Here is an 11,705-nt window from a genome sequence, read left to right on the forward strand (position 1 = left end):
CTTGGAGAGCTGCGAGCCAGGGATGTCCCGGGTGCACGCGGGTGAGCAGCTCGGTCAGGGTCTCGCGCTGATCCGGGGTCAGGTGCGGGACGGTCGCGTCGAAGTCCGTTTGATCCTTGCCGCGGAGATGCTTGGCCTTGAACAGCAGGACCAGTTCAGGCACCAGATACGGGATGCCGTCTCGCGTGTGGTGGATGACGTCGCTGTAGGGAAGCCGGATCCTCTCGTCACGTCGGCAGATCCAGGTGTCGCCGTCGTGCGGTTCACGGAAGACGTCGAGCAGGTAGTTGCCGGTGGCCGGATCGCGGAGCCATGTCTGATGCGTGGCGGCCAGCACCTCCGGTGCGGCGTTCTCCCAGATCCTGCCGCTGCCTGCCGCGTCGAAGACGTATCCGGGGAAGAGGTGGCGCATCTCGGGGAAACGCGCGGCTGGAATCGCGATCTCGATATCTCCATGCGCGCGCGTCCGCCTGCCGCGGAACAGATCCAGCGCCCATCCCGCAGCCACGTACCAGGGTGTTCCGACCCCGGCCAACCGCTGCGCGACCTCAGTCGGGGTCCAGCAAGACGACCACCTGGCTTGGAGGTCTGCGATCTCATCCGGCGACAGCTCGATGCCGCCACTGGGCAGTTGCTCGCTCACCGCGGGAATCTATCAGCGGGCTCGGAAGCCGTGTCATCTCGTGCGGGGCCGTCTCCTGCCGGTGCGTGTCGTCCCCTGCCGGCACCTCACATGCCGCCGGTCCGGGCCGTACCAAGGCTCGGGCTTCGCCGTTCAGGTAGCGGGTACAGCCATGTGCTCGCGATCGGCCACAGGCCGTTGCGGGTCCCGAAACTCGACTCCGCAGGCCCGAAGAGCTGACGGGGGTCCTCCTCCGCATCGCGGCCGAGCTCGTCCCAGGGCACTTCTGACCACGCCTGGACGGCCTCCCGGATCCGCTGGGCGAGGTTCCGGCGCTCGGTCGCGGGGGTGGGGCAGTAGCCGTATGCCGAGATCGGCGTGGAGGCGGTCCCATGCCGACGGCTCTGCATGCCGGTCCTCGCAGGTCGGGCCGCCCGGCGCACCATCCTGCGGTAGCAGAACGGGGGTGGCGGCCTGGGCGAAGGCCAGGAAGTGGTCGGTCTTGCCGCTGTCGGACTCGATGCCCCAGCGAGCTGTGCGAGCGGTGCGAGGGATGATGCGGCGGGTGCGGAGCCACGGACGCGGTCAAGAGTCGCTGTGAGAGTTCACCCCAACGCCTCTGACAACTGGCGCACCAGACCCTCCGGAGAGCGGTAGGTTGTCGCTGGCCCCTCGCCGGGCGCGCTCCGGCGAACACCCCTTGCTCGGAGAAAGTCAGCTCCGACACATCTGTCCGGAGGCCGCCGGCCGGGAGGTCACATCCCCTCTCCCAGCCCGTAAGAAGGCGGTATCTCTTCGTGAAAATCGTGCGACGTGTCGGGGCTTCTCCTCGCGAGCGCGGCAGCGCTACCGGCTCGACCTGCCCCGACATCTTCGAGCTCAGCAACGGCGACTTCGCCGTCATCGGGCGCGAAGCCACCGCGGAACTCGATTCGGAGCTCCCGTCCGACGCCGCACGAGCGGACTATGAACGGATCGTGGTCATTACACGCGAGACGCTCCTTCGCGCCAAGCAGGACATTCCTGACGCCTGATGTCTGGCGCCTGATGTCTGTCGTCTGACGGGGGGTCTGACGCGGCGATCGCGTCAGACCCCCCGTCCGGCGTCGCGCCGCTACTCGTCCGGCAGTTCGCCGACGACCCACCACTGGTCGGTCTCGGCCTCGGCGAGCTCCTGGATGAGTTCGTCCGTCATCCGGCCCAGGGCGGACTCCTCCGAGGTGTCTGGCAGGCTCTTCCGGTGATGGCGCGTGGCTTCCCAGTAGTCACGGAACACCTGGTTCTGGCACATCACACGCAGGTGACCGTACAACTCCGTCTTCGAGAGTGCCCCGATGCGGTAGTAGTACAGGGCGTTGATGTAGAGCGCGTTGGCGAAGAGGAACTGGCGCTGCTTCTCAAGAGGGATGTCGGTCTCGTAGGTGTCGAGAACCGCAGCCAGGGCCGGATCGTCCATCGCCTTGCACAGCAGGTCGAAGTGAAGCCTGTGTTGCTCGGCGAGCGTGGCCCGCCTGTGCTGCCGCAGACCTGGGGCTGCGATCGAGTGGGTCACGGCTGCTACCCCCGCTTTGACAGCGGATCCGATCCTCCGTACCGCAGAGCTCTGTGTGGCCATGTCAACCCCTGATTCAAACGGCCGTCCGCCGGTCGTCGGGGTGCGGGTCGACTGATGGGGACCGGCGAGCGGTGGGCGGCGCTTGCCGTCTCCCAGGGTGCCGAGCGGCTCTGATCGGCGGGGGAGGCGGAGAGGAGGCGCACGGAGGGAAGTGAGGGTCGCACGAACCGGCGCCTTCCCCAACGTCTGCCCCGCAAGTGCTGCTAACAATCGTTCACTTCGCGGTGATTGTTCCGGCTCGTATCCTGGTCCGGCATTCAAACCTCGTACGTGCGCCGGGACCGCGATCCGGTGCACGCAGCAGCGCGAAAGAGGTCGTACGTTGAGTCAGCCGAGCGGGAGTCCCCGGCAGATCCCGGTCGTCGTGCTCGCCGGATTCCTGGGTTCCGGCAAGACCACGCTCCTCAATCATCTCCTCCACCGCAGCGGAGGCAGCCGTATCGGAGCGGTCGTCAACGACTTCGGTGCCATCGAGATCGACGCCATGGCCGTCGCCGGCGCGCTCGGCGACTCGACCGTCTCCCTCGGGAACGGCTGCCTGTGCTGTGCCGTCGACGTCGGAGAGCTCGACCAGTACCTCTCCCGGCTCGCCCACCCGGACACCGGCATCGACGTCATCGTCATCGAGGCCAGCGGACTCGCCGAACCGCAGGAACTCGTCCGCATGGTGCTCGCCAGCGAGCAGCCGGACATCGTCTACGGCGGTCTCGTCGAGGTCGTCGACGCCGCCGAGTTCGACGACACCCGCGCCCGGCATCCCGAGCTGGACCGGCATCTCGGCCTCGCCGACCTCGTCGTGGTCAACAAACTCGACCGCGCGGCTCCCGAGGACGCGGAGCGCGTTCTGGCGGTCGTCCGGTCCCTCGTCGACCGCGCGGCCGTGGTCCCGGCCACCTACGGCCGCATCGACCCCGAGTTCCTCTTCGACTGCCGGCCCGGCGAGGAGCGCATCGGACAGCTCTCCTTCGACGACCTCGACGACCACACCGACGACCACACTGACGGGCACGGCCACGAGGACCACCTGCACTCCGGCTACGACAGCGTGGCCTTCCGTTCCGACGTGCCCATGGACCCCCGTCGGTTGATGGCCTTCCTCGACAGCAGGCCGGAGGGGCTGTACCGGATCAAGGGGTACGTCGACTTCGGGCCGTACGACGCCCGCAACCGTTACGCCGTCCACGCCGTCGGCAGCTTCCTGCGGTTCTACCCGGAGCCCTGGGACGCCGGGGACGACCGGCTCACCCAGCTCGTCCTCATCGGCTCCGGTATCGACACCCGGGCGCTCGGCAAGGAACTGGAGGCGTGCAGGGCGGATACGACAGACGCCCCGCACACCGCCGACGAGGCCGGTATGTGGGGCGTCCTGCGATTCGTGCAGGGCACCGAAGAGGACCCCGAGGAACCGGCCTAGACCGGCCCCGCCACCACCGACACCGTCTTCGCCAGCGACACGCCCGATCCGTCGCGGCGCGGGTCGATCTCCGGGAGGTCGGCCGGCGTGCCGTTCTTCTGCGCCGCGCGGGCCGGGACGGCGCCCGCCCAGGCCAGGGACAGGCAGTCCTCGCCCTTGAGGAACCGCTGGCAGCGGACGCCGCCCGTGGCACGGCCCTTGCGCGGGTACTGGTCGAACGGGGTCAGCTTGGCCGTCGTCTGGACCGAGTCGTCGAGCGTGCCGCGCGAGCCCGCGACCGTGAAGACGACCGCGTCCACCGCCGGGTCCACCGCCGTGAAGGAGATGACCTTCGCGCCCTCGGTGAGCTTGATGCCCGTCATACCGCCCGCCGGACGACCCTGCGGACGGACCTGCGAGGCCTGGTAGCGCAGGAGTTGCGCGTCGTCGGTGATGAAGACCAGGTCCTCGTCGCCGGTGCGCAGTTCCACCGCGCCCACGATCCGGTCGCCGTCCTTGAGGGTGATGACCTCCAACTCGTCCTTGTTGGACGGATAGTCGGGGACCACGCGCTTGACGACGCCCTGTTCGGTGCCGAGCGCCAGACCGGGCGAGGACTCGTCCAGCGTGGTGAGGCAGATCAGTGTCTCGTCGTCCTCCAGGGAGAGGAACTCCGCCAGTGGGGCACCGCCCGCGAGGTTCGCGGCCGACTCCGGGAGCTGCGGAAGGTCGATGACGTTCAGCCGCAGCAGACGGCCGGACGAGGTGACCGCGCCGATCTCGCCGCGCGCGGTGGCCGGCACCACGGAGACGATCACGTCGTGCTTGGCCCGCTTGCCGCCGGGCTCCTCCGGGAACGGCTCGCCGTTCGCCGTACGGGCCAGCAGTCCCGTCGAGGACAGCAGCACCCGGCACGGGTCGTCCGCCACCTGGAGCGGTACGGCGGCCACGGGGGCCGTCGCTCCGGCCTCCAGCAGGACCGTGCGCCGCTCGGTGCCGAACTTCTTGGCGACCGCGGCCAGCTCGGCGGAGACCAGCTTGCGCAGCTCGGCGTCCGACTCCAGGATCCGGGTCAGCTCCGCGATCTCCGCGTTGAGCCGGTCCTGCTCCGACTCCAGCTCGATGCGGTCGAACCTGGTCAGGCGCCGCAGGGGCGTGTCCAGGATGTACTGCGTCTGGATCTCGCTCAGCGAGAAGCGCTCGATCAGGCGCTCCTTGGCCTGCGCGGAGTTGTCGCTGGAGCGGATGATGCGGATGACCTCGTCGATGTCGACGAGTGCGGTCAGCAGGCCCTCGACCAGGTGCAGCCGGTCGCGCCGCTTGGTGCGACGGAACTCGCTGCGGCGGCGCACCACTTCGAAGCGGTGGTCGAGGTAGACCTCCAGGAGCTCCTTGAGGCCCAGGGTGAGGGGCTGTCCGTCCACCAGCGCCACGTTGTTGACGCCGAAGGACTCCTCCATCGGCGTCAGCTTGTAGAGCTGCTCCAGGACCGCCTCCGGCACGAAGCCGTTCTTGATCTCGATGACCAGGCGCAGGCCGTGCGCGCGGTCGGTGAGGTCCTTGACGTCGGCGATGCCCTGGAGCTTCTTCGAACCGACCAGGTCCTTGATCTTGGCGATCACCTTCTCCGGGCCGACCGTGAAGGGCAGCTCGGTGACGACCAGGCCCTTGCGGCGGGCCGTCACCGTCTCCACCGCGACCGTCGCGCGGATCTTGAAGGTGCCGCGGCCCGTCTCGTAGGCGTCCCGGATGCCGGAGAGACCGACGATCCGGCCGCCGGTGGGCAGGTCGGGGCCCGGGATGTGCTTCATCAGGGCGTCCAGATCCGCGTTCGGGTAGCGGATCAGGTGGCGGGCGGCCGCGATGACCTCGGTGAGGTTGTGCGGCGCCATGTTGGTGGCCATGCCGACCGCGATGCCGGAGGCGCCGTTCACCAGGAGGTTCGGGAAGGCGGCGGGCAGCGCGCTCGGCTCCTGCTCCTGGCCGTCGTAGTTGGGCGCGAAGTCGACGGTGTCCTCGTCGATGGACTCCGTCATCAGGCTCGCGGCCTCGGCGGCGCGGCACTCGGTGTACCGCATGGCGGCCGGCGGGTCGTCGTTGCCCAGCGAACCGAAGTTGCCGTGACCGTCGATGAGCGGGACGCTCATCGAGAAGGGCTGGGCCATGCGCACCAGGGCGTCGTAGATCGACGCGTCGCCGTGCGGGTGCAACTTGCCCATGACGTCGCCGACCACGCGGGCGCACTTCACATAGCCACGGTCGGGGCGCAGGCCCATCTCGTTCATCTGGTAGACGATGCGCCGGTGCACCGGCTTGAGTCCGTCGCGGGCGTCGGGGAGCGCGCGGGAGTAGATGACCGAGTACGCGTACTCGAGGTACGAGCCCTTCATCTCGTCCACGACGTCGATGTCGAGGATCCGCTCCTCGTACGAGTCGTCGGGCGGCGGGGTCTTCGTGCTGCGGCGGGCCATCGCTGCCGGCTCCTCTTTTCTGGTCGCTCGCCTACGGGTCGCTCACGTCGGCCCTTTGGCTCACTCTTGCTGAAGCGTGAACGGGATCTGACGCGGACCATTGTGGACCGCGGCACTGACAGTCCGGGCCGGGGCCCGGCCGGGCCGCCCGGACCGACGTCCGCACAGCGACTTGCTCACGGTTGCCCGCAGGCTACGCGATCCGCTGTGGGCGTACGCGCTCCGGGAACTTCGCCGAGGGTCCGCACGCTTGCATACAGTGGCAGGACCGGCAGGAAAAACGCGGTTTTGACGACCGCGACCGCGATCGAAGGGACGTACATGCCCATGGGTCACACGGCCACAGACCAGGCAGGCACCGGGGGCCTGACAGCGACCGAGCACCGCCTGGCCAACGGGCTGCGCGTGGTGCTCTCCGAGGACCACCTGACCCCGGTCGCGGCGGTGTGCCTCTGGTACGACGTCGGCTCGCGCCACGAGGTCAAGGGGCGTACCGGCCTGGCTCACCTTTTCGAGCACTTGATGTTCCAGGGCTCCGGCCAGGTCAAGGGCAACGGTCACTTCGAGCTCGTCCAGGGCGCGGGCGGCTCGCTCAACGGCACCACCAGCTTCGAGCGCACCAACTACTTCGAGACCATGCCGACCCATCAGCTGGAGCTCGCCCTCTGGCTGGAGGCCGACCGCATGGGCTCGCTGCTGGCCGCCCTCGACGACGAGTCGATGGAGAACCAGCGCGACGTCGTCAAGAACGAGCGCAGGCAGCGCTACGACAACGTCCCCTACGGCACCGCCTTCGAGAAGCTGACCGCGCTCGCCTACCCCGAGGGCCACCCCTACCACCACACCCCGATCGGCTCGATGGCCGACCTGGACGCGGCCACCCTGGAGGACGCGCGCGCGTTCTTCCGTACGTACTACGCGCCCAACAACGCCGTCCTGTCGGTCGTCGGCGACATCGACCCCGAGCAGACGCTCGCCTGGGTGGAGAAGTACTTCGGCTCGATCCCCTCGCACGACGGCAAGCCCGCCCCTCGCGACGGCTCCCTGCCCGAGATCATCGGCGAGCAGTTGCGTGAGGTCGTCGAGGAGGAGGTCCCCGCGCGCGCGTTGATGGCCGCCTACCGGCTGCCGCACGACGGGACCCACGAGGCGGACGCGGCCGACCTCGCCCTGACCGTCCTGGGCGGCGGCGAGTCCTCCCGTCTCTACAACCGGCTCGTGCGGCGCGACCGTACGGCCGTCGCGGCCGGCTTCGGCCTGCTGCGCCTGGCCGGTGCGCCCTCGCTGGGCTGGCTCGACGTGAAGACCTCCGGTGACGTCGAGGTGCCGGTCATCGAGGCCGCCATCGACGAGGAGCTCGCGCGGTTCGCCGCGGAGGGCCCGACGGCCGAGGAGATGGAGCGCGCCCAGGCCCAGTTGGAGCGCGAGTGGCTGGACCGGCTCGGCACCGTCGCGGGCCGCGCCGACGAACTGTGCCGGTACGCGGTGCTGTTCGGCGACCCGCAGCTGGCCCTCACCGCCGTGCAGCGGGTCCTGGAGGTGAGCGCCGAGGACGTCCAGGCGGTCGCTGCGGCCAAACTGCGGCCCGACAACCGCGCGGTGCTCGTCTACGAGCCCACCGCCCCGGCAGAGATCGCCGACAGCGCCGAGGACGCCGCCGATGACCCGGAGTCCGCGGCGACGGTAGAAGCCACCGACGAGAACGAGGAGGCGGCCAAGTGACCGAGCTCGCCACGATGGAATTCCACCCGCAGCCGCAGGCGGGCGAGCCCAAGGTCTGGGCCTTCCCCGCCCCCGAGCGCGGGACGCTCGACAACGGCCTGACCCTCCTGCGCTGCCACCGCCCCGGCCAGCAGGTCGTCGCCGTCGAGGTCCTCCTGGACGCGCCCCTGGACGCCGAGCCGGCCGGCCTGGACGGTGTCGCCACGATCATGGCGCGCGCGTTCTCCGAGGGCACCGACAAGCACTCCGCCGAGGAGTTCGCCGCCGAGCTGGAGCGCTGCGGCGCCACCCTCGACGCGCACGCCGACCACCCGGGCGTCCGCCTCAGCCTCGAAGTGCCCGCCTCCCGCCTGGCCAAGGCGCTCGGTCTGCTGGCCGACGCCCTCAGGGCGCCCGCGTTCGCGGACAGCGAGGTCGAGCGGCTCGTCCGCAACCGCCTCGACGAGATCCCGCACGAGCTGGCCAACCCGTCCCGCCGCGCGGCCAAGGAGCTCTCCAGGGAGCTCTTCCCGGCGGACGCGCGCATGTCGCGACCCCGCCAGGGCACCGAGGAGACGGTCGAGAACATCGACTCCGCGGCCGTGCGCGCCTTCTACGAGAAGCACGTGCGCCCCGCCACCGCGACCGCCGTGGTCGTCGGCGACCTCACCGACATCGACCTGGACGCGCTGCTCGGCGACACCCTCGGCTCCTGGACGGGCTCCACGGCCCAGCCCCGCCCGGTGCCGCCGGTGACCGCCGACGACACCGGCCGGGTCGTCATCGTGGACCGACCCGGCGCCGTCCAGACGCAGTTGCTGATCGGCCGTATCGGCGCCGACCGGCACGCACGCGTGTGGCCCGCGCAGGTGCTCGGCACGTACTGCCTCGGCGGCACCCTCACCTCCCGCCTGGACCGCGTCCTGCGCGAGGAGAAGGGCTACACCTACGGCGTACGGTCGTTCGGCCAGGTCCTCAGGTCCGCCCCGGACGGCTCGGGCGCCGCGATGCTCGCCATCAGCGGCTCGGTCGACACCCCGAACACCGGTCCCGCGCTGGACGACCTGTGGAAGGTGCTGCGCACGCTCGCCGAGGGCGGACTCACCGACGCCGAGCGCGATGTCGCCGTACAGAACCTCGTGGGGGTGGCGCCGCTCAAGTACGAGACGGCCGCGGCCGTCGCGAGCACGCTGGCCGACCAGGTCGAGCAGCACCTGCCCGACGACTACCAGGCGACCCTGTACCAGCAGCTCGCCGCGACCGGCACGGTCGAGGCCACCGCCGCCGTCGTGAACGCCTTCCCGGTGGACCGGCTGGTGACGATCCTGGTCGGCGACGCGGCCGCCATCAAGGAGCCCGTCGAGGCCCTCGGCATCGGCGAAGTCAAGGTCGTGACGGCCGAGTAGCGGAACCCGGCTTCAAGGGCCCTGGTGGCGCAAACGTCACCAGGGCCCTCAGATGTCCGGATTGGGCAGGAGGTTGCCTGTCTGCCCTGTGGGATGCGCTACAAAAGCCCTGTTCGGTTTGGGGATCGAAAGCAGGCCCGCTTAGCGTCCTCTGGGCTGTCCGTCAGGCACTGCGCCGCGCCCGCGGCACCGGACAGTCATCGCCGAGTCCCCGCATGGCGCGAGCCAGGGGAGCCGGGGACCCACACCACACGTCCCTGGGGTGAATCGGACGCCCGCGCACCGCGAGGGGGTCCGTAGGAGACCTTCCTGCTCCGAACCCGTCAGCTAACCCGGTAGGCGAGAAGGAAGGAAAGGACCAGCCACCACATGGCGTTCACCTGCGCCACCGGGAAGCACCGTCGTCCCAGCCGCATGAAGCGCACCACCGCCCGTGCCGCGAGCGTCGCGGCCCTCGCCACCACCGGCGTCATCGGTGCCGTCGCCGCCCCGGCGCTCGCCGCCGACAACTCCGTCGAGCAGACCGGCCTCATGCCCGTCGTCACCGTCGGGGACTCCCTCGCGGACCAGCTCGGCGCCCAGGCCGAGGCCCAGGCCCAGGCCGCCGCGCAGAAGAAGGCGGCCGCCGAGGCCAAGCGCAAGGCCGAGGCGCGCGCCAAGGAGATACGCGAGGCCAAGGAGCGCGCCGCCCGCGAGGCCGAGCGCAAGCGCCTCAACGCCTTCGTCGCCCCGATCTCCGGCTCCTACATCTCCACCGGCTACAAGAGCGGCGGCTCCCTGTGGTCCTCCGGGAGCCACACCGGTGTCGACTTCCACGCCGCCAGCGGCACCTCCGTGCACGCGGTCGGCCGCGGCACCGTCGTGGAGACGGGCTGGGGAGGGTCGTACGGGAACCAGATCGTGATCAGGATGGCCGACGGCACGTACACCCAGTACGGCCACCTGTCGTCCATCGGCGTCTCGGTCGGCCAGTCGGTCACCCCCGGCCAGCAGATCGGCCTGTCCGGCGCGACCGGCAACGTCACCGGACCGCACCTGCACTTCGAGGCGCGCACCAGCCCGGAATACGGCTCGGACATCGACCCCGTCTCCTACCTGCGCTCGCACGGAGTGAACGTCTGACGACCCGTCGCGCACGCTTCGCGAGGCCCCGGCTCCCCGAGCCGGGGTTTCGTCGTTTCCAGCGGCCCGTTGTCCAAAAAATATCCCCGGATTCCGGTCCGCCGTCGGAAATTCCCGCTCATTGCAATAGAGTCACTGAACACACGTCAATCGGCGACGTTTCACGGGGATTAAGACGGAGGTCGGACATGCGTATTCCGGCGCACTCGGTATGCACGGCGATCCGGGACGACATCGTCGCCGGTGTCCACGAGCGCGGGAGCCGGCTCACCGAGGAACTGCTCGCCCGTCGCTACGGCGTCTCCCGTGTCCCCGTCCGCGAGGCCCTGCGCACCCTGGAGGCCGAGGGCTTCGTGGTGACGCGGCGGCACGCGGGCGCGTGCGTGGCCGAACCGTCCGAGCAGGAGGGCGCCGACCTCCTGGAGATGCGCATGCTCCTCGAACCGCTCGGCGCCACCCGGGCCGCCCAGCGGCGCACCGAGGCCCATCTGAAAGTGCTGCGCGGCCTGGTCAGGCTGGGCCAGGAGCGGGCCAGGCGGGGCAACAGCGACGATCTGCGCTCCCTGGGGGGCTGGTTCCACGAGACGCTCGCCCAGGCCTCCGGCAGCCCCGCGCTGACCTCGATGCTGACCCAGCTGCGGCACAAGATCGCCTGGATGTACGTCGTGGACGCGCCCGCCGACCCGGTGGAGTCCTGGGCGGAGCACGGCGCGATCGTGGACGCGGTGGCACGCGGGGACGGTGAGCGCGCGCGGGCGATCACGGCGCTGCACACCGAACGCTCGGGCGCGGCGCACCGGCTGCGGTCCCCCTCGGGACAGGACCGCGCGGACCGTGTGAGGACCTCGCAACATCCTGTAAACGTGACGGGTGTCCGGCATTAACACGGGCGCCGTATACAAAGAAGAGTAATTCGCGGGGGAGTATTCATGCTGCCCGCAAAAGGGAAAAGCGAAGGGCCCGCCCGATAATTCGGACGAGCCCTCCGGTGCTTTTCAGGACACCCGAACTCAGACGGTCTCGGGAAGCTCCTCGAGTCCCTCGGCGACCAGCTTCGCGAGCCGGTCGAGGGCCGCGTCCGCACCCTCGGCGTCGGAGGCGAGGACGATCTCCTCGCCGCCCTGGGCGCCCAGGCCGAGAACGGCCAGCATGGAGGCCGCGTTGACGGGGTTGCCGTCGGCCTTGGCGATCGTCACCGGGATACCTGCGGCCGTGGCGGCCCGGACGAAGATGGAAGCGGGGCGGGCGTGGAGGCCCTCGGCCCAGCCGACGTTGACGCGGCGCTCAGCCATGTGATGCTGCCCTTCGGTTCTCAGGGTTGTCTAGACCAGTTTCCCACACGTGAAGTGTCCCCGGAGTGGACCCGGGGTCCCTC

Annotated in this window: 9 protein-coding genes, 1 pseudogene and 1 riboswitch; of the genes and pseudogenes, 6 read left to right on the top strand and 4 right to left on the bottom strand. The window is 70.0% G+C overall.

Annotated features, from left to right (window positions below; genetic code table 11):
- Positions 1-4 precede the first annotated feature (4 nt).
- Positions 5-643 (bottom strand): annotated as a pseudogene (locus AQI94_RS24885) (nucleotidyltransferase domain-containing protein); the annotation flags it as partial.
- A gap of 776 nt (positions 644-1,419) precedes the next feature.
- Here AQI94_RS24885 and AQI94_RS24895 point away from each other — a divergent pair.
- Positions 1,420-1,656 (top strand): hypothetical protein, encoded by a 237-nt coding sequence (locus AQI94_RS24895; RefSeq protein WP_031059733.1) that lies wholly within the window; start codon positions 1,420-1,422, stop codon positions 1,654-1,656.
- A gap of 80 nt (positions 1,657-1,736) precedes the next feature.
- Here the strand turns inward: AQI94_RS24895 and AQI94_RS24900 are convergent, their stop codons facing one another.
- Positions 1,737-2,174: a DUF6082 family protein gene (locus AQI94_RS24900; RefSeq protein WP_318658117.1), complete on the bottom strand. Its 438-nt coding sequence runs from the start codon at positions 2,172-2,174 to the stop codon at positions 1,737-1,739.
- A 385-nt stretch (positions 2,175-2,559) separates the two neighbouring features.
- On the opposite strand from AQI94_RS24900, the gene AQI94_RS24905 reads away from it, so the two are divergent.
- Positions 2,560-3,651: a CobW family GTP-binding protein gene (locus AQI94_RS24905; protein ID WP_031059739.1), complete on the top strand. Its 1,092-nt coding sequence runs from the start codon at positions 2,560-2,562 to the stop codon at positions 3,649-3,651.
- Here the strand turns inward: AQI94_RS24905 and AQI94_RS24910 are convergent.
- Complete coding sequence (locus AQI94_RS24910; protein ID WP_031059741.1) at positions 3,648-6,101, bottom strand: DNA gyrase/topoisomerase IV subunit A; 2,454 nt, start codon at positions 6,099-6,101, stop codon at positions 3,648-3,650. The two genes, AQI94_RS24905 and AQI94_RS24910, sit on opposite strands and share 4 nt — an antisense overlap.
- Positions 6,102-6,428: 327 nt before the next feature.
- Here AQI94_RS24910 and AQI94_RS24915 point away from each other — a divergent pair, with 327 nt between their 5' ends.
- The 4 genes from AQI94_RS24915 (at position 6,429) to AQI94_RS24930 (ending at position 11,214) form a co-directional block, all read left to right on the top strand.
- Positions 6,429-7,823 carry a M16 family metallopeptidase gene (locus AQI94_RS24915; RefSeq protein ID WP_199814406.1) on the top strand — a complete coding sequence of 465 codons (1,395 nt, stop codon included), beginning with the start codon at positions 6,429-6,431 and terminating at the stop codon, positions 7,821-7,823.
- Entirely contained in the window at positions 7,820-9,208 is a 1,389-nt protein-coding gene (locus tag AQI94_RS24920) for a M16 family metallopeptidase (protein ID WP_031059747.1), read from the top strand. The genes AQI94_RS24915 and AQI94_RS24920 overlap by 4 nt, the downstream gene beginning before the upstream one ends.
- A gap of 191 nt (positions 9,209-9,399) precedes the next feature.
- Positions 9,400-9,564, top strand: a riboswitch (cyclic di-AMP (ydaO/yuaA leader).
- A 13-nt stretch (positions 9,565-9,577) separates the two neighbouring features.
- On the top strand, positions 9,578-10,330 hold the full coding sequence (locus tag AQI94_RS24925) for a M23 family metallopeptidase (RefSeq protein ID WP_031059749.1): 753 nt from the start codon (positions 9,578-9,580) through the stop codon (positions 10,328-10,330).
- 188 nt (positions 10,331-10,518) lie between these two features.
- Positions 10,519-11,214 (top strand): GntR family transcriptional regulator, encoded by a 696-nt coding sequence (locus AQI94_RS24930; protein ID WP_031059752.1) that lies wholly within the window; start codon positions 10,519-10,521, stop codon positions 11,212-11,214.
- 126 nt (positions 11,215-11,340) lie between these two features.
- Here the strand turns inward: AQI94_RS24930 and AQI94_RS24935 are convergent, their stop codons facing one another.
- The gene (locus AQI94_RS24935) at positions 11,341-11,622 is read right to left on the bottom strand and encodes an HPr family phosphocarrier protein (protein ID WP_007385204.1); all 282 of its coding nucleotides are present in this window, start codon (positions 11,620-11,622) and stop codon (positions 11,341-11,343) included.
- Positions 11,623-11,705 lie beyond the last annotated feature (83 nt).

The sequence above is a fragment of the Streptomyces pseudovenezuelae genome (genome assembly GCF_001513955.1).
Classification (GTDB): domain Bacteria; phylum Actinomycetota; class Actinomycetes; order Streptomycetales; family Streptomycetaceae; genus Streptomyces; species Streptomyces pseudovenezuelae.